Genomic DNA, 18411 nt, shown 5'->3' with positions numbered 1-18411 from the left:
TTGACTTTTGGAGTCATGTTTTCAGGTATAACATTACCACACTCTGTGGAAAATGCAAACGCGGCCCGCGGTGCAGCCGAAAGGCGGAATCCCGGACGCGTCCAACGCATCCCGGACAGACCGCCTGCCCTCAGGCTGACCCGCCAAGCCGCGCGCCATGACGGAAATCTCGTTCAGAACAGGTAGCGGAAGACCAGTTTGGCCTCTTCCGACATCATGTCCTTGTTCCACGGGGGATCGAAGGTCAATTCGACCTCGACGTCCTCGACCCCGAGCTGCTTCACCTTTTCGACGATCTGGTCCCGCAAAAAATCGTACGCCGGACAACCCATCGTGGTCAACGTCATCGTGACCTTGACCTTTTTGCCGTCCTCGGAGATGTCGATTCCGTACACCATCCCCAGGTTGACGATGTCAATCTGGATCTCCGGGTCCAGGACATCGGTCAATACAGCGCGGACTTGCTCTTCCGTCACCATGGCACGACGCCTCCTTTCGGCACCCTGGACATGACCTTGGACATTACGGCGTGACGGTGATGGACGTAAACATATCGTCGTGGCCGGCACCGCAGAAAATGTCGCAGCGGATGACGTAACGGCCAGGATGCTCCGGTGTCCACACCACGTGCACCGGGGCGTCGCCCGCCGTCACCGCTTGGCTGATGTTGGTCCCGACGATGGAGAACCCGTGGGTCCCCTCCTTCGACTGTACGACAAAATCGACCGGCCGGCCAGCCTGAACCGAGGTGCGGTCGAGTTGCCATTTCCAATCGGTCGCGGTCACGTGCACCACCTGCGCGTCTTTCGGCACCTGGTCCGCGGGTGTCCCGCCCCCGCCCTGGGCGCCGCATCCTGCCGACAGGACGGCCGCCCCGGCGAGCGCGAGCCACGTACCTCCCCTTGGCATCCTGGTTTCTCCTCCCTCTCCCGTCAGCCCGCGTCGACGACCTCCGTCCACGGTGTGTACGGCAGGCCGAGCGAACGGGCCACCGCTTCGTTGGTCACCCGGCCGCGCATGGTGTTGATCCCTTTGGCGAGCGCCGGATCGCGCCGCGCGGCCGCTTCCACCCCGAGGTTCGCCAAACAAAGCGCGTACGGCACCGTGACGTGGGTGAGGGCCAACGTCGCCGTCCGCGGTACAGCGCCCGGGATGTTCGCCACCGCGTAGTGCAGCACGCCGCACCGCTCATACACCGGGCGGGAGTGGGTCGTGACGTGATCGATGGTCTCGATGGACCCGCCCTGGTCGATGGCCACGTCCACCACGACGCCGCCCGGGTTCATGCCGGCCACCATGTCGGTGGTGACGATCTTCGGCGCCCGCGCCCCGGGCACGAGCACGGCGCCCACCAGCACGTCGCACCCCGCGATCTCCGCCCGGAGGTTGTACGGGTTGGACATGACGGTGCGCACGCGGCCGCCGAACATCTGATCCAATTCTCGCAGGCGGGCGAGGTTCGTGTCCAGCACCGTCACCTGCGCCCCGAGGCCGACGGCGATGCGGGCGGCGTTCATCCCCACCATGCCGCCGCCGACCACCACGACCCGGGCCGGCGGCACGCCCGGCACCCCGCCCAAGAGTTCGCCGCGGCCGCCGTGCGCCTTCTCCAAAAAGTGCGCCGCAATCTGGATGGACATCCGTCCCGCGATCTCGCTCATCGGCGACAACAGCGGCAGGCTGCCGTCGGCGAGTTGCACCGTCTCGTACGCGATGGCGGTCACCCCGGCAGCGAGGAGCGCCTTGGCGAGGGCGGGCACCGCCGCCAGGTGCAAGTACGTGAACAACACCAACCCTGGCCGAAAATACCCGTACTCTTCCGGCTCCGGCTCCTTGACCTTCATCACCATCGTCGCGCGTTGCCAGACCTCGTCCGCGCTGGCAACCACCTCGCCGCCGGCAGCCGCGTAATCCGCATCCGCAAAGCCGCTGCCTTGGCCCGCGCCCGCCTCCAACACGACCCGATGGCCGGCTTGCACCAATTGATGGACGCCTGCCGGCGTGAGGGCCACCCTGTGCTCGCTGTCTTTCCGTTCCTTGGGCACCCCGATGACCACAGGACCCATCCCCTTCCCCGCGCCTCGTTCATGCAGGAAGACGCTTCATCCTCATTGTGTGCCAAGGCGGCGGAAAGCATCAGCGAACGCGCGCACTACGCTTGCGAAGGCGGGTCTTCCCGCCCGACCACCACCTTGCGCAGGACCCGGCGCTTCGGCGGCGTGATCTGAATGACGCCGCGCCGCACGCCTTCGGCGATGTGGTCTTGAATCCGCTTCACATCGCTCGGGGCAATACGCCAGTTCCTCCCGGCGAACGTAAACGACTCGGCCGTGAGCTCGCCGCGGGCCGCCAGGTCATCGACCGCCGCGCGCACCACATCGACCGGCACGCGCAGCATCTCCGCCAATTCCGCCAAACTGAATCTCGTCGTCACACCCCTTGCCTCCTGCCCACACGCTTGTTCCGGGAGCATCCCATTGGTTTTTATGATAACACCCGCACGCCCGCGTCCGGCGTGACACCCGTCACATCCATGGCCCACCATGGCCCGTCCGTATCCGGCGCGAGGTCCCGCGCCGTACCGGTGCCTGGGGAAGTTGAAACGTGCCGGCGCCCGCGTGGTACACTGGGAACGGAGGGATGACATGTACCCGCTGGTTCGCTCTGCCTTGTTTCGCCTCGATCCGGAACTCGCCCACCGCCTCGTGCTGCATGCGCTGGCGGCGGTGCCCGGCGCCGTCCGGTTGTTGGCCCCGCCGGTGTCGCCGCCCGCTTCCCTGCAGCAGACGGTGTTCGGGCGCCGTTTCCCGCACCCCCTCGGGTTGGCCGCCGGGCTGGACAAGGACGGGATTGCGGTCAACGGCCTGTTCGACTGCGGGTTCTCCTTCGTGGAGGTCGGAACCGTCACGCCGCGGCCACAGCCGGGCAACCCGCGCCCGCGGCTGTTCCGCCTGCTTGAGGACCAGGCCATCATCAACCGCATGGGGTTCAACAACGCGGGCGTCGCCCAGGTCTGCCGCAACCTGATGCGACGGCGGCGCGCAGGTGTGGTGGGCGTCAACATCGGGAAAAACAAAGACACCCCGAACGACCAGGCGGCACAAGATTACCTCGCCTGCCTGGAGGCGGTGTTTCACTTGGCCGATTACGTGGCCATCAACGTCAGTTCCCCCAACACGCCAGGTCTGCGCGACCTGCAGGACGAGGCGGTGCTGATCCCGCTCGTCCGCGCGGTCATCGCCCGCCGCGACGAGCTGTACGAGGCGTCGAAGAGCCGGGTGATGCCCCACCGCCCGCCGGTGCTGGTCAAGCTGGCGCCGGATTTGGATGAGGTATCTGTATCGTCCCTGGCGCGGCAACTGATGGCCGCGGGCGTGGACGGGTTCATCGCGACCAACACGACGGTTGCGCGGCCACCGCTGAAATCGGTGCACCGGGATGAACCGGGCGGCCTGAGCGGCCGTCCGCTCAAGGACCGGTCGACGCAAGTCATCCGTTGGTTGTATGCGGCGACCGGCGGCCGGGTGCCTATCATCGGCTGCGGCGGAGTGTTCACCGCAGACGACGCATATGAAAAGATCCGCGCCGGCGCAAGCCTGGTGCAGGTGTACACCTCGTTCATCTACGAGGGACCGCAACTGGTGCGGCAGCTGGTGCACGGGCTGGCACAGCGCCTGGCTGCGGACGGCTTGCCAAGCCTCGCCGACGCCGTCGGCAGGGACACGGCCAAGAGCCGGACCGCCGCGCCGGGTGAAGGCCCTGGAGGCACCTCGGCGCGCGAACTGGAAAAGCTCGGTCCCCTTCGCTAAGATAAAGGGGTAACAATCTTTTGACACCCTGACCAGGAGGGATCCACGTGGCTCATCAACTGCCGGCACTTCCGTATGCGTATAACGCGCTCGAACCGTACATCGACGAGCAGACGATGCAGATTCACCATCAGCGCCACCACGGCACCTACGTCAACAACCTCAACGCCGCGCTGGAAGGTCACCCGGACCTGCAGGCCAAGAGCATCGAGGACCTGCTGCGCGGCATCGATTCCGTGCCGGAGTCCATCCGGACCGCGGTACGCAACAACGGCGGCGGACACGCCAACCACAGCCTGTTCTGGGAGATCCTCAGCCCCAACGGCGGCGGACAGCCGACAGGCGCGTTGGCGGACGCCATCCAAAGCACGTTCGGCAGCTTCGAGCAATTCAAAGACGAGTTCTCCAAGGCGGCGGCAGGCCGTTTCGGCAGCGGTTGGGCTTGGCTGGTCCTGAACAACGGCAAGCTGGAGATCTACAGCACGCCGAACCAGGACAGCCCGTACATGGAAGGCAAGATCCCCATCCTCGGCCTCGACGTGTGGGAGCATGCGTACTACCTCAAGTACCAGAACCGGCGGCCCGAGTACATCGCCGCGTTCTGGAACATCGTCAACTGGCCGGAGGTCGCCCGCCGTTACGAAGCCGCGAAGGGAGCATGAAGCCGCGCAGCGGGCAGGAGGGAGCGCGCAGCCCCCGTCCTGCCCGCTGCTCGTTCACGACAAATAGCGGTACTCGTCCACACTGCGCTCAAACGCCGGGATGAACGTATCGAGGAAATAACGCACACACGGCATTTCCGCTGCCTTTTGCTCCAACCCGGCGGCGATTTGACCGAGCGCGATGGCGAAATCCTGGTTCCCGCGCCGCACCTCCATCTTGCACTTGCACAAGGCGTCCAGCTTGTCCGCCGCGTGAACATACGCAAAGACATCGGGATCGCTGCGGTCAAACAGGACTTGGTAGGCTGGTTGCAGCGGTTCGGGCAGCGTCTTGAGCAGCTGGCGCTCCGCCACCTTCTCCAAATGGTTGAACGCCGCCTCGACCTCCGGGCTGTACTTTTTCACCGGCGAGATCACATCGGTCAGCAGGCACTCCGATGCGTCGTGCAGGAGCGCCGCAGCCACCACCCGCGCTTCGTCCGGTTGCTTGCCGAACAACTCGCGGTCAATCACGCACAGCGCATGCGCAATCACGGCCACGCTGTAACTGTGCTGCGCCACATCCTCCGCCTGCAGCGCCATCATGCCGCTCCAGCGCGGTGTCGACCGCAGCCTGTGCAACAACGCGAAGAACACACTCTGCAATGCACCCACGCTCCTCGACGTCCTCGGCGAAAGTGTAGCATACCGCCGCGGCATGCGCTGCGGTCGCCGCACGCCCATTGCACACCCGCAGCCGTTTCGCTAGAATGGTTTCCGTCTATACTTTATCAACTAAACGAATCGCTTGCGCGCGTCGGCCCAACGCTACCCTGCACGGCGCCGTGCACCACCGTCACCACGGCAGCCGTGCTGCCCCGGGAGGAGGAAACCACCCGTGCCATGGTTGACCCGCTTTGCCCTCCGCAATCCCGTCGCCGTCTCCATCCTGGCGGCCATCACCTGCATCGCCGGCATCCTCTCCGCCTTCCAGCTCAAAGAGGAGCTGATGCCGGACATCTCCGTACCTGTCCTGTCCATCACGACCACCTATCCTGGCGCTTCCCCCCGTCAGGTGGCCGCTGACGTCACCTCGCCCCTGGAGCAGGCCTTGCGCGGTGTTCCGGGCGTCGACAGCATCTCGTCCACCTCCTTGGCCAACGTCTCCCAGATAGAGCTTGCGCTCAATATGGACGCCGACCTCACGGCGGTGGAGGCGAAGGTCAGGGAACGGCTGGACCAAGTGCGGCTGCCGGACAACGCCGGTCACCCGAATGTCCAGTCCTTCTCGTTCAACAGCCAGCCGGTCCTCGAATACGCGGTCGTCGCCGGCAAGATGGGCGACGGGGCGCCCAAGCGGTTCGTGAACGATACCCTGCTCCCGGCTTTGCAAGGGGTCTCTGGTGTCGCGAACGCCTCAGCGATGGGTGCCGATCCCGACGTCATCCGCATCGCGTTCCGGCCGGCAGACCTTGCGAAGTACCACCTGTCCGAGGAGCAGGTGCTGCAGGCCGTCACCGCGGCAGAGACCGACCTGCCTGCCGGCAGCGCCACCATCGACGGGAAGGTGCAGCCCGTGCAGGTGGCGACCCAACTGCACAGCCTCGCGGATGTGCGGAACCTGCCGATCCCGCTGCCCGCCAACCCGGCCGCCGCGTTGTCGGCCGCTTTGTCGTCCGAAGCCGACGCCGTGCGCCGGACGGGCCAGGCGGTCGCCATCCTCGCCGCCGAGAACAAGCTCGTGCGCCAGCTCCTCGCGGTGCAAGGACAACGCCTCGGCGCCGAGATCGCGCTCGCAGAGGCGGAGGGTTCACCCGCCGGACCCCAGGATCCGCAGGCCATCGCCAAGCTGCGGCAGCAGGTGGCGGCGCTGCGCCAGGCGGAAGCACAGATCGGTGCGCAACTCGACCGTCTGTCCGCAGAGACGGCGGACTTAGGCGGTGCGGCGGGTGGCCGAGCGGGGTCCCACGGCACGCGCGCAACCGCATCCGGAACCCCGGATGGCGCACCGTCCGCGCCGCGCTTCATCCGGCTCGCCGATGTGGCGGACGTGACCATCGGGCCGCCGCCGCAAGCGTCCATCAACCGCACCGACGGACGTCCCAGCATCCTCGTCACCGTCACCAAAGCGGAGGACGCCAATACGGTCGACGTCGCGCGCGCTGTCCAGGCAAAGGTCGCGCAACTCGTGCGCGGCGTTCACGGCGTGCAGGTCTTGCCGCTGTTCGACGCGTCCCAGATGATCCAGGCTTCGGTGCACGGATTGCTGCGGGAGGCGGCGCTCGGAGCGGTGTTCGCCGTGATGGTCATCCTGCTGTTTTTGCGCCACGGCTTGACCACCCTCATCGCGGTGGTCTCCATCCCGCTGTCCATCCTGACGTCGCTCATCCTGATCCACCGCCTCGGCATCACCCTGAATATCATGACGCTGGGGGGCCTCGCCGTCGCCACCGGCCGGGTGGTGGACGACAGCATCGTCGTGATCGAAAACATCTACCGGACATGGCGGCGAGGAGAAGGCGGGGGGCAGGAGCTGGTGTTGCGCGCCACGCACGAGGTGGGCACGGCCATCATCAGCTCCACGCTGACGACCGTGGCGGTGTTCCTGCCTCTTGGGCTGGTGAGCGGCATGGTGGGAAAGATCTTTTTCCCGTTCGCCATCACGGTGGTCTGCGCCCTGCTCTCCTCGCTCCTGGTGGCCTTGACGGTGGTGCCGATGCTGGCGGTGTGGCTCATGGTCGGCCGCGGGCCGCGCGGATCGCAGGTTGAGCCGCAAACCACCCTGCGGCCGTGGGCCATCCGCTATCAGCGGGCGCTCGCCTGGTGCCTCGACCACAAAGCGGCGGTCCTCGCCATCGCCGCCGTGGCGCTCGTGGCTTCCATTGCGGTGTTGCCGCTGGTGGGCAGCACGTTCCTGCCCAATTCCGCGGAGCGGTTCGCCGTCATCTCCGTCCGCTTGCCTGCCGGGACACCGCTCGCCGAAACGGAGCGGCTGGCGCGGCAGGTGGAACAGGCGGCGGTCGCCGCGCACGGCGTCACGCTGGTCAACACCGCCGTCGGCCAAGGCGTGAACCGCTTCAACATGCTCGCTGCCACCAACCAGGCCACCGTGAGCGTCCGCCTCGACGACCGGACCGATCCGTCCGTGTACGCAGCCCGGTTGCGCCAGCGGTTGCAGCCGCTCACAAAGGGGGGCGCGGACATCCAGGTGCGGACGATGGCGACCGGAGGTGCGGACACCAACCTGGATTGGGTCGTCACCGGCGACAACCCGGACGCGGTGCGGCAGGCGGCAGATCGCGTCGTCACCCGCTTGCGCACCGTCCCGGGTTTGGCCAACGTGGCGAGCAACCTGTCGCAGACCCAGCCGCAGATCGAGGTGGTGCCCGATTTGTCCGCGGCGGCACGCCACCAACTGACCGCGCAGCAGATCTATCTCGCGGTGCGGGACGCTGTGGCAGCGCAGGACGTCGCTTCGCTCACCATCCGCGGTTCTGCGTACGACGTCGTCGTCCTGCCGCCGCCAGACGGCCCTTCGCGCCTCGCCAGTCTGCGCGACCTGACCCTCCAGGCTCCCGATGGCACCACGGTGCGCTTGGCCGACGTGGCCAGGGTAAGCTCGCTGCCCACTCCGACTTCGGTCCTGCACCTGGACGGAGAACCGTACGCCGAAGTCACGGCCGACTACACGGTGGCCGATACCGCGCGCGTCGCCCGCGTCGCCATAGCAGCCATCCACCGTCTCGCGCTGCCGCCGGGCGTCCACGTCGGACCGTCGGCCGCCAACCAGCAACAGCGCGACAGCTTCCGTCAGCTCGTCGAGGCCATCCTCGTCGCCGCGGCCATGGTGTACTTCGTGATGCTGCTCTCGTTCGGCGAATGGTCGGCGCCGTTCGCCATTCTGTTCGCGATGCCGGTGGCGCTCATCGGCGCGTTCTTCGGCACCGTGTTGGCCCGCCAACCCGTCAGCGTCTCGTCGCTCATCGGCATCCTGATGCTGATGGGCATCGTCGTCACGAACGCCATCGTCCTCGTCAGCCGCGTCGAACAGTTGCGCCAGCGCGGCCTCGGCGTGCGCCAGGCGCTGCTCGAAGCGAGCACGGTCCGCCTGCGTCCCATCCTGATGACCGCCATCGCCACCATCTGCGCCCTCCTGCCGCTCGCGTTCGGGGCGTCGGAAGGCGTGCTCATCTCGCAAGGTCTGGCGGTGGTCGTCATCGGCGGATTGGTCAGCTCGACCGTGCTGACCCTTTGCATCGTCCCGGTGATGTACGAGCTCTTGCACCGGCGTGCGCGGCGCGAGGAGGCGCGCGCAGGCGCACTCGCCGTCAACTGAACAGCAGCCGGCATGCATCCTGCGTCTATGGCCAAACTAAGGTCCGTCTCCGGTGGAACACGAAAGGAGGCGGAACCGCATGGCCCGGCTCACCTTGATCAAAGGCGCGGACGTCTACGCGCCCATGCCCCTTGGCCGCAAGGACGTGCTCATCGGCGGCGGCCAGGTGTTGGCGGTGGGCGACGACCTGTCGCTCCATGGCAGCATACCGCTCGTTGAGGAGATTGACGCGCGCGGGATGTACTTGTTCCCCGGCCTCATCGATCAGCACGTCCACATCGCCGGCGGCGGCGGCGAAGGCGGCTTTCACTTCCGGACGCCTGAGATCTCGCTCAGCCACATCACCACCGCCGGCGTGACCACCGTCGTCGGGGTGCTGGGGACGGACGGCGTGACGAGATCGACCGCGGAGCTTTTGGCCAAAGCCCGCGGGCTGGAAGCGGAAGGCATCACCACGTACATCTATTGCGGCGCCTACCAGGTTCCGACGCGGACGCTGACCGGCAGCCCCCGTTCGGACCTGGTCCACATCGACAAAGTGATAGGAGTCGGGGAAATCGCCATCTCCGACACGCGCTCCAGCCACCCGAGCGAGCGGGAGTTGGCGGAGCTGGCCAGCGAGGCGCACGTCGGCGGCCTCCTGGCCGGCAAGGCGGGCGTGCTCCACCTGCATGTGGGCGATGACGACACCCGGTTGTCCATCCTGTTTCATCTCGTCCGGCAGACGGAGCTGCCCATCGAGATGTTCACCCCGACCCACCTCAACCGCAACCCGGACCTGCTTGCGGACGCCATCCGCTACGGCAAAGCGGGCGGCTTGGTCGACGTCACGTCCGGGATCCGTCCCGACCCGCACGATCACGTCTCCGTCAAGCCGTCCCGCGCCATCCGCCGCCTCCTCGACGCCGGCGTCCCGCCGGAACACATCACCATGAGCTCGGACAGCAACGGCAGTTCCCCCATCTTCGACGACCAGGGCCGGCTCATCGCCATGGGCATCGGTTCCATCTCCACCTTGTGGGAGGAGACGCGCGACGCCATCGTGCAGGAGGAGGTGCCCGTCGCGACCGCGGTGGGCATGGTGACCAGCCACGTGGCGCGCGTCCTCAAGCTCCGGCAGAAAGGGATGGTGCGCGAGGGCGGGGACGCCGACCTGCTGTTGACGGACGCACAATTCCAAATCCGTCACGTGTTTGCGCACGGCAGGTGGATGGTGCGCGACGGGGAGCCGCTGGTGTTCGGGACGTATGAGAACGCCGCGCTCGTCCCGTCCGCGCCGGCAAGCCGCGACAGCGGCCGCGTGGACAGCGGACGCGGACGGGCGATGTTCGACCCTGGCGCCACCGCAAGCGTACCATCCGCACCCAACGCGCGGTCAGCAGCGCCGGATCAAGACGGTGGTCCAAGCCAGCGCCGTTACGGCTGCTGAGGCGCGTGCCGCCACCCGCGCACCACCGGGTGGGCAGGCTCCTCGCCGCGCAGCACCGCCACCACGTCCGCCGCCGCCATCTCCGCCATGCGCGTCCGCGTGCGAATCGATGCCGATCCGATGTGCGGCAACAGCACCGCGTTGTCGAGTTGCAACAGCGGGTGGTCCATCGGCAGCGGCTCTTGATGGTACACGTCGAGCCCGGCGGCGAAGATGCGGCGGGATGCCAGGGCTTCGACCAGGGCCGTTTCGTCCACCACCGGACCGCGCGCGACGTTCACGAGCACCGCGCTTTGCTTCATGAGCGCCAATTCGCGGCGCCCGATGAGTCCGCGCGTCTCGGGCGTGAGCGGTGTGAGCACGACGACGAAATCCGCTTCCGCGAGCAACGCGTCGAGCGGACGGTACACACACCCGTAGCGGGTCTCCGCCTCCGGGTGCCGGGATCGGCTGGTGTACAAAATGCGCATGTCGAAACCGGAGGCCCGTTTGGCCACGGCTTCACCAATCCGCCCCATCCCGACAATTCCCAGTGTCGCGCCGTACACGTCTTGGCCGGTGAGCAGCATCGGGCTCCACGTCCGCCAGCGCCCGGCGCGCAGATACCGCTCGGCCTCGGTCAGACGGCGAGCGGCGGCGAGCAGGAGCGCGAACGCCAAATCGGCCGTCGTCTCCGTCAGCACCCCGGGGGTGTTGGTCACCGTGATGCCGCGCGCCGCAGCCGCCGCCACGTCGATGTTGTCGTATCCGACCGCGACGTTGGCGATGACCTTCAGATTCGGACCTGCGGCATCCATCACCTCGGCGTCCATGCGGTCGGTGAGCAGGCTGACGATGGCGTCCGTGCCCGCCACATCCGCCAGCAATCGCGCGCGCGGCACCGGTTCGTCCTCTTCCGGATAGACGGTCACGTCCGCCGCTGTACGCAGGATGGAAAGCGCCGCCTCGGGCAGCTTGCGCGTCACGTACACGCGATACCCCACTTGTCTCGCCTCCTCTCGGCATGCCTATCATACCGCATATTGGGCATCTTGGACTGCGGCGTGGTGCCGCGCGGCGCGCGCTGGTACACTGAAAGGGAAGAGGAGGCGGAAGGCGTTGGACGTGTACTTTCTCGGCACGGGCGCAGGCGTGCCGTCGCCGCGGCGCAACGTGAGCGCCCTGGCCCTGCGGCTGGATGGCCCGCGCGGGGGCATTTGGCTCTTCGACTGCGGGGAAGGCACGCAGCACCAGGTGTTGGCGTCCCCGCTGAAACTCAGCCGTTTGGAGAAGGTGTTCATCACGCACCTGCACGGCGATCACATCTTCGGGTTGCCCGGCCTGTTAGCGACCCGCAGCTCCCAGACCGACGCGCCGCTCACGCTCTACGGCCCGCCCGGTTTGTGCGCATTCGTGCGCGATGCGCTCGCGGCGAGCGGCACATGGCTGGCTTATCCGATGGAGGTCATGGAGATCAAAGAGGGGATGGTCTGCCAAGACGCGTCATACCGGGTCGAGGCCGCCCGCCTCGACCATGGGGTTCCGTGTTTTGGCTATCGGATCACGGAGCAGGAACGGCCAGGGCGGCTGCGCGTGGAGGACCTGGCCCGCCTCGGCGTGCCGCCCGGTCCCGTCTACGGCCGCCTCAAGCGCGGTGAGCGCATCGAACTCCCGGACGGCCGCACGCTCGACGGACGCGACCTGGTCGACCCGCCCCGGCCCGGGCGGGCGGTTGCCGTATTGGGCGACACCCGTCCGTGCACCGCGAGCATGGACCTCGCACGCGGCGCCGATCTCTTGGTGCATGAGGCGACCTTCGCCGATGCGCACGCCGACTTGGCGCACCGGTACGGCCACTCGACCGCGCGCCAAGCCGCGTTGATCGCACGCGCCGCCGGTGCCATGAACCTCGTCCTGACGCACATCAGCCCCCGCTACGATGCAGAGGATGAACCGCGCCTGCTCGCGGAAGCGGCCGCGGTGTTCTGCCCGGTGAGCCTGGCGTTGGATCATTCTGTGCACGACGTACCTGAGCAGGGCGTGCCGGCGGCCGGCGCTTGCGACGACAGCGGCTGCCGCCCCCGCGCGGACAGAGGGGAGCCATGCGCCGGCACGTTCTCTTCCGGCACGTGCTCCTCCGGCAAATAGACGTACGTCCCCCGGCCGTCGGTACGCATGCAGACCCAATCGCCGTGCGCAGTGCGGTAGAGTCCGAAGACGGCGTCGCCGTTGACGAGGGCGACGTCGTTGCGCAAGCCCCGCTCGGCGCCCACCTCGCCCCAATCACCCCGTATGTACCGGGCGAACGCCGCGACGAGATCGGCAGGAAGGATGCCCGGATGGGTCAAAACCCCTGTGGACCACCGCACTTGACCGACGCGAAACAGCATTCCGCAGCCTCCCTGTACGCCAACCCAGCAAAACTCCCTCGGTCCGTCCCAACACGTGGAGCTTATCATGCACCGCGTGCCTTCGTCACTGCAGAAATGTTGGGAACCCAACCGGATTTGATCCGCCTATACCGCCGGCCCGCAGTCCACGCCGCTGTCGCGGAACTGCACGGTGTTGAACACCCCGCCCCACGACCGGACCGTCGCCACGTCTGCCGCGGCGGGACAAGCGGCGTAAAACGCACAGTACCCTCGGATGTTGCCTCCTTTGACCGCCGGCGCCTGGCCGCGGATGGGGGAGACAGCGACAAACACCGGCAGATCGAGCTTTTCCAGTCCGAATCGGACGTACTGGGACTGGTTGCAGTACAGTGCCGGCGTGAGGTCAGGGTGCACCGACCGGACACCCTCTGCCCAACCGGTCACCCACGTCTGCCAGTCCTGAAACGATGACGCGGGTACGTTGTACCCTTCTGGATCGAGAATGACGTAGTTGGGGAGAACTTGCCCGGGAAATCCGTTGAATTGCTTGGCCACGTACTGCCCGGCCACGTAACCTCCTTCACGGTAGGCGTCCCCGGCCGTCGGCCAGCTCACCGTCCAGAACGACAACCACCACGCGCCGCCGGTTTGGCTCAGGACACTGGCGATGGTCTTATCCGGAGACCCAGGCAGCACATGCGTGTACGGCCGTTCCCGGATCCCGAGCCCCCCGGTGGCAGCGACCCCGGGCCAACCAAGCTGCAGGGCGCGGCGGACGGCCTCCGCGTCGCAAAACGACGCATAGATGCCGACCTGGGGTCCGTCGCTGCGCACCGTGGGAACAAGAGACGCGTCCACACGGTAGACCAGATTCGGCACGCTGCCCGCGACGCACCGCTGCTGCGGCACCTCCTGCCGGGGCAAGCCGGTCCACTGGTGCGGAAACACCCCGTGCACCGCGTAATACGCCAACATCACGCACAGCTTCAGGCTGTCGAGCGCGGTATACCCGGCAGCATTCACGAAAAACCCGGCCTTCGCGGCATCCACCCCTTGCCCGGCCGGAAACGTCTCAAACGGGGTATGCCCCCCGGGCTGTCCGGCAGGATTGGGCCATCCGCACGGATTGTAGTAGAGGGCGAACAGCGCCGCCCCGCCGACCGCAATCACCAAGTCCGTCCCGGTACCCACAAGAGACCATGCCCTTTGAAAGTTTCCAATCACGTTCTTCCTGGGGATCCCGGCCACATCCGCCGCTGCCAACGCCTTTTCGTAATCCCCCGGCACCGCCGCGTACAGGTACACATGCTCTGGAGCCATCGGCATCGGCGCCACCTCCCTTTCCGAGTGTATGAAGCGACCGGCGGACGCAACCCGGTTGGCGGCCCGCCGGGACAGGCGCGCCATGCCTTTGGCCGGCACGTCCGCCGCGGCGAGCGCATCCGATGTCGGGTACGGTCTCTCGGATACGACTTCGAGATGCAAGATGCACAAAGAGAACGCATGCAGGGATAAAGGAAAGGGAGCGTGAGGGCGATGCATACCTACACAGCGCTGGGCGATTCCATCACCGCGGGCGCGGGAGCAAGCGCTCCCGGGCGGGCGTATCCGGACCTGGTGACCTGCGGGCTGCCACCCGCGCACACCTGGCGCGGCTTCGTGCTGGCGGAGCCTGGGTGGACAAGCGGCGACCTGCTCGCCACCGTGATCCGCTTTGGGCCCGGACCGCTCGCGGCGAGCACGGCCATCACGGTGTGGGTCGGCGGGGATGACTTGGTGCAGGCTGGCCTGCGCGCCGCGGCGTCCCCCCATCCTGTCCGGGCGCTGCCTGCATGGACGGCACGTACCATCGCGCAGTACGCTGCCCGTTTGACGGCGCTTGCCGCCTTCATCCGTCAGCACTCCGCCGCCCGCGTCGTGCTCTGTACCCAGTACAACCCGTTTCCGCGTTCGCCGGCGGCGAGTGCGGCCGTCGCCGCACTCAACCGCGCCACCCGCGAGGTGGCAGCCAGGACGGGTTGCGTGGTGGCTCCGGTTGACGCTTGGTTTGCCGGACAAGAAGCCGAGCTCATCGCCGGGTACCGGCGCGGGCGATTGGAAGACGTGTGGTGCACCGGATACGCTCCGGTGCACCCGAACGACCGCGGACACCGGCGGATTGCCGCCGGGCTCATCCCCTTGTTGTGTGGGTGACGAGGGTCATGCGACCGCCCAGACCAGCAGCTTGGTGAGCAAGCAGGCGATGGTGCCGCTGATGGGGATGGTGATGAGCCATGCCAGGACGATGTTGCCGGCGACACCCCACTTGACCTGGTGGAACCGCTTGGCGGCGCCCGTCCCCATAATGGCGGACGAGATGACGTGCGTCGAACTGACCGGCGCCTTGAGCAGGGTCGCCGTGAGGATGACGCTGGCCGAGGTCAGGTCGGACGCGAAGCCATTGATAGGCTCAAGTTTGATGATCTTGGAACCCACCGTCTTGATGATCCGCCAACCACCCGAAGCTGTGCCAACGCCCATCGCGATGGCGCATACCACCTTCACCCACAGCGGGATGTCCATCGTCGTCTGATATCCGCCCGCGATGAGTGCGAACGTGATGATGCCCATCGTCTTCTGGGCGTCGTTCGTGCCGTGGGTGAACGACTGGAACGCAGCGGCAAAAATCTGCAGGAACCGGAAGCCGCGGTTCACCTTGTGCGGCGACAGATTGCCGAACAGAAGCCTGAGCACCCACATGAACAAGTACCCGACGATGAATGCGCTGAACGGGGAAATGATGAGCGCCTGCACGATGCTGGAAAACCCCGCCGCATTCACGGCGCCAAACCCAGCTGCACCGATGACCGCGCCCGTGAGCGAACCGATGAGCGCGTGGGACGAAGAACTCGGCAAGCCAAAGTACCATGTGATGAGATTCCACGAGATGGCTGCGATGAGCGCACCCAACACCGCGAGGGTGCCGTGCGGAACGTGCAGCGGATCGGCAATCTTGCCTCCGATGGTCTTGGCGACCCCTGTGAAGGTGAGCGCGCCGACGAGGTTGAGTGCACCTGCCATCAGCACCGCGGTGCGAGGCGAGAGCGCACGTGTGGACACGGTGGTGGCAATGGCATTCGCCGTATCGTGAAACCCGTTGGTGAAGTCGAAGACCAATGCCAGAATGACAATCAGGATGATGACGGTGAGCATCGGGCACCTTCCTCACGCATTTTTCACGATCACCGAATCCAGCACATCGCCCACGTCCTCACACTTGTCGGTCACCGACTCGAGGATTTCATACACCTCTTTGAGCTTGATCAAAGCGACCGGATCGGACGCGTGCTGGAACAGCTCACGCAGGGAAGCGCGCAGGGTCTCGTCCGCCTCCTTCTCCAGGCGGTTGATGCGCAGGGTGTGCTCGCGGATGTCCGTCAACCTGCGCGCATTCAGTTTTTCAATGGCCGCCGCGATCTCGCCGACGCTGGCGAGGATGTGCGCCGCGAACGCCCGCATGGCCGGCGTCGCCTCCCGCACATTGTACAGATCGAAACGGACCGAGCAGGCCTCCAGGCCGTCGACGATGTCGTCCAGCTTGACGGCGAGCGCGAGGAAGTCCTCCCGCTCCAACGGCGTGATGTACGTGGCGTTGAGCAGGTTCATCAGGTCGGTCGTCAGTTCATCGCCGCGGTGTTCCAAGTCTTTGATCTTCGCCGCGAGCCGCTCAGGGTACGACAGATCGGCGAGCCCTTCGTGAAACACCTCGGCAGCCACCTTCACGTTGGCCGCAATCTGCCGCAGGTAGTCGAACAATTGCTGGCTGCGTTTCGCCACACCAATCCCCTTCCTCGTGTCCGGTTGCGATACAGGCTCAGCATAAGCCAACTCTGTAAACGTTACACCCAAAGCACGTAAAGATTATGTAAATATAGACTTACTATTTCGTCTTTTATCCCCACCGCTGAACCATCGGCGGACATGCGAAAGCCCTGGCCGTCATCCCCGGTACGGCCAGGGCCAAGGTCACCACGGTTGCGGCAACTTGGCAGCCGGATAGAGGCGGTGCGCCACATCCCGCACACCGTCCACGATGTATTGCGAGACGCTGCTGAGGTCCGCGCTCTTGATGTAGTACACGCGCCCGTGGGCAATGGCACGCACACCGCTCAGCGCATCATCGTTCAAGAGCTTGGCCACAAACCCTTTTTCGTCGCTGGAGACGATGATCACGTCCGGGTTGAGCTTGACGATCTCTTCCTCGGTCACCTTTTGCCAACCTTTGATCCCGGCGGCCGCGTTAACAGCTCCGGCGTGGGTGATGATGTCGTCCACCGTGGTGCCCGCGCCGGCGACATATCCCCATGAACTGTAGTCGAGCACCCGCGGCTTCGGCTTACCCTTGCTCACTTGTTGCACGGCGCGCGCAATCTGCGCCAACAGGTTGTTCATCCGCGCGACGACCGCGCTCGCCTTGTCTTCATGGCCGGTGAGCTTGCCGACGACTTGGATGTTCCGTTCGATGTCGGCGATGGAATTGAAGTTGGCGAACTCGTACGCAGGCACCCCCGTCTGTTCAATTTGATCCACCACGCCCGGCTTGGTGTACGAAGCCAAGAGAACCAAGTCGGGATGGACCGCCAAGATCCGCTCTGCGTCCGCCTCCGCAATCGCCGGCAACCCTTTGGCCCACGACACGACGTTCGAATAGGCGGGATCGCTCGCGGCGGTCGTCACCAAGGCGATGTCTTGTTTGGGCACCAAGGCGGATAAGATCTCGTCCGTCCCCTCGGTCACCGAGGCGATGTGGTGTGGCATCTTGCGCACGGTCACCGTGTGCCCGGCGTCATCCTTCAACGTCACGGGAAACAAAGCCGCCCGCTGTTGAGTCTTTTGGGTCACGCGCCCCGCGGGCTGCTGATTGTGCGCGCTCACCACAGGCGCGAGACTCATCACCCCGGCCAACACCACCGCGGCAACCATCCATTTGCGACGTGGCATCCTTGGGAACCCCCTTGGTATGGTGTGCGGCTCCCCTTCAAAAAGAATCCCTTGCCCGGCACCGGGCAAGGGTTTCCGCGGATCACGCCTGAACAAGGGCGCCATGCCTGCACCGTGCGTTCATCCTTGCACAAACGGCGCACGCCCCATGGGTGTCCCGGCGGAAACCTCTCCTCGAAGGTTCGCCGTGCAAGCTTTTCAGGCAGGTCTCCTGGCTCTCAGCGGGCATCGTTGCCGCACGCCTTCCCATGCACCGGCCAAGGCACACAGTGGCGGCGGCGCCCATCGCGCTGATCACAGTGGCGGGACCGCACCGGATTTGCACCGGTTTCCCTATTCTCTCCGGCCGCGGCTGCGGACACGGAGCACCTGAAAAGCATCGATTCCTGATGCTCGACGGTACCATGATATAAGGGGGGACGAGACATGTCAAACGGAAGCAAACACGTAATTTTCGCAACATATATCATCGGCCGTCCGCTCTGGTATGATGCTGATGGGCAAGCAAATCCGGGGAGGCAAGATGCATGGTCGCGAAGGAATGCCCGTCTTGCAAGAAGGTCTCTTACGGCTCGTACAGCATCCGCAAGTGGATCTGCCCGTATTGCCAAACCGACCTCAGTACGGTGTCGTATTGCCTCGGTGTAAGCGCTATCCATGCAGACGGTAAAGAAGATCCGCAGCACTCACCCTCGCAGGCATCGTGAACCAAACCCAAAACCTTCCGGCAGGACAGGCTGCGCCATCGCCGTCCTGCCGGGATATACGCCTCGTCTGCGCAGGGAGCACCCGCGCGGGAAACCACACGCCGGGAAGGCACGCATGTATCTTTTGCACATGCACAGGCGCCGAAATGCGCCAAGGA

General features: G+C 65.9%; 16 protein-coding genes and 1 riboswitch. Of the genes, 6 read left to right on the top strand and 10 right to left on the bottom strand.

The window, feature by feature from the left end; genetic code table 11:
• Positions 1-173 precede the first annotated feature (173 nt).
• The 4 genes from IEX97_RS02670 to IEX97_RS02655 all read right to left on the bottom strand — a co-directional run bounded on the left by IEX97_RS02670 (position 174) and on the right by IEX97_RS02655 (position 2434).
• On the bottom strand, positions 174-479 hold the full coding sequence (locus IEX97_RS02670; protein WP_188880982.1) for a metal-sulfur cluster assembly factor: 306 nt from the start codon (positions 477-479) through the stop codon (positions 174-176).
• A 43-nt stretch (positions 480-522) separates the two neighbouring features.
• Entirely contained in the window at positions 523-909 is a 387-nt protein-coding gene (locus tag IEX97_RS02665; protein WP_188880981.1) for a cupredoxin domain-containing protein, read from the bottom strand.
• A 23-nt stretch (positions 910-932) separates the two neighbouring features.
• The gene (ald, locus tag IEX97_RS02660) at positions 933-2057 is read right to left on the bottom strand and encodes an alanine dehydrogenase (RefSeq protein ID WP_188880980.1); all 1125 of its coding nucleotides are present in this window, start codon (positions 2055-2057) and stop codon (positions 933-935) included.
• A 95-nt stretch (positions 2058-2152) separates the two neighbouring features.
• The gene (locus tag IEX97_RS02655; RefSeq protein ID WP_188880979.1) at positions 2153-2434 is read right to left on the bottom strand and encodes a MerR family transcriptional regulator; all 282 of its coding nucleotides are present in this window, start codon (positions 2432-2434) and stop codon (positions 2153-2155) included.
• A 211-nt stretch (positions 2435-2645) separates the two neighbouring features.
• On the opposite strand from IEX97_RS02655, the gene pyrD reads away from it, so the two are divergent.
• The gene (gene pyrD, locus IEX97_RS02650; protein WP_188880978.1) at positions 2646-3809 is read left to right on the top strand and encodes a dihydroorotate dehydrogenase (quinone); all 1164 of its coding nucleotides are present in this window, start codon (positions 2646-2648) and stop codon (positions 3807-3809) included.
• A 47-nt stretch (positions 3810-3856) separates the two neighbouring features.
• A complete protein-coding gene (locus IEX97_RS02645) occupies positions 3857-4471 on the top strand; it encodes a superoxide dismutase (protein ID WP_188880977.1) in 615 nt (204 codons plus the stop codon).
• A gap of 54 nt (positions 4472-4525) precedes the next feature.
• On the opposite strand, the gene yfbR is transcribed toward IEX97_RS02645, so the two are convergent.
• The gene (gene yfbR / locus IEX97_RS02640; RefSeq protein ID WP_188880976.1) at positions 4526-5125 is read right to left on the bottom strand and encodes a 5'-deoxynucleotidase; all 600 of its coding nucleotides are present in this window, start codon (positions 5123-5125) and stop codon (positions 4526-4528) included.
• A 223-nt stretch (positions 5126-5348) separates the two neighbouring features.
• Here yfbR and IEX97_RS02635 point away from each other — a divergent pair, with 223 nt between their 5' ends.
• Together IEX97_RS02635 and iadA are read left to right on the top strand one after the other, a co-directional pair.
• Positions 5349-8786 (top strand): efflux RND transporter permease subunit, encoded by a 3438-nt coding sequence (locus IEX97_RS02635; protein WP_188880975.1) that lies wholly within the window; start codon positions 5349-5351, stop codon positions 8784-8786.
• A gap of 79 nt (positions 8787-8865) precedes the next feature.
• Positions 8866-10215 (top strand): beta-aspartyl-peptidase, encoded by a 1350-nt coding sequence (iadA, locus tag IEX97_RS02630; protein WP_188880974.1) that lies wholly within the window; start codon positions 8866-8868, stop codon positions 10213-10215.
• On the opposite strand, the gene IEX97_RS02625 is transcribed toward iadA, so the two are convergent.
• Positions 10203-11198 carry a 2-hydroxyacid dehydrogenase gene (locus IEX97_RS02625; RefSeq protein ID WP_188880973.1) on the bottom strand — a complete coding sequence of 332 codons (996 nt, stop codon included), beginning with the start codon at positions 11196-11198 and terminating at the stop codon, positions 10203-10205. The two genes, iadA and IEX97_RS02625, sit on opposite strands and share 13 nt — an antisense overlap.
• Before the next feature lie 115 nt (positions 11199-11313).
• Here IEX97_RS02625 and rnz point away from each other — a divergent pair, with 115 nt between their 5' ends.
• Positions 11314-12342, top strand: coding sequence for a ribonuclease Z (gene rnz / locus IEX97_RS02620; RefSeq protein WP_188880972.1), 1029 nt, complete (start codon positions 11314-11316; stop codon positions 12340-12342).
• A gap of 368 nt (positions 12343-12710) precedes the next feature.
• Here the strand turns inward: rnz and IEX97_RS02615 are convergent, their stop codons facing one another.
• A complete protein-coding gene (locus IEX97_RS02615; protein ID WP_188880971.1) occupies positions 12711-13892 on the bottom strand; it encodes a hypothetical protein in 1182 nt (393 codons plus the stop codon).
• 210 nt (positions 13893-14102) lie between these two features.
• On the opposite strand from IEX97_RS02615, the gene IEX97_RS02610 reads away from it, so the two are divergent.
• Complete coding sequence (locus IEX97_RS02610) at positions 14103-14759, top strand: SGNH/GDSL hydrolase family protein (RefSeq protein WP_188880970.1); 657 nt, start codon at positions 14103-14105, stop codon at positions 14757-14759.
• A gap of 6 nt (positions 14760-14765) precedes the next feature.
• On the opposite strand, the gene IEX97_RS02605 is transcribed toward IEX97_RS02610, so the two are convergent.
• The 3 genes from IEX97_RS02605 to IEX97_RS02595 form a co-directional block, all read right to left on the bottom strand.
• Entirely contained in the window at positions 14766-15758 is a 993-nt protein-coding gene (locus IEX97_RS02605; protein WP_188880969.1) for an inorganic phosphate transporter, read from the bottom strand.
• A gap of 12 nt (positions 15759-15770) precedes the next feature.
• A complete protein-coding gene (locus IEX97_RS02600) occupies positions 15771-16382 on the bottom strand; it encodes a DUF47 domain-containing protein (RefSeq protein ID WP_188880968.1) in 612 nt (203 codons plus the stop codon).
• A gap of 189 nt (positions 16383-16571) precedes the next feature.
• Positions 16572-17546 carry an ABC transporter substrate-binding protein gene (locus tag IEX97_RS02595; RefSeq protein ID WP_188880966.1) on the bottom strand — a complete coding sequence of 325 codons (975 nt, stop codon included), beginning with the start codon at positions 17544-17546 and terminating at the stop codon, positions 16572-16574.
• Positions 17547-17730: 184 nt separating this feature from the next.
• A riboswitch (cobalamin riboswitch) is annotated at positions 17731-17934 on the bottom strand.
• Positions 17935-18411: the final 477 nt, after the last annotated feature.

The organism is Paenalicyclobacillus cellulosilyticus, from assembly GCF_014647315.1.
In the GTDB taxonomy this organism is placed as follows: domain Bacteria; phylum Bacillota; class Bacilli; order Alicyclobacillales; family Alicyclobacillaceae; genus Alicyclobacillus_J; species Alicyclobacillus_J cellulosilyticus.
This window is presented reverse-complemented; position numbering and strand designations above follow the sequence as displayed.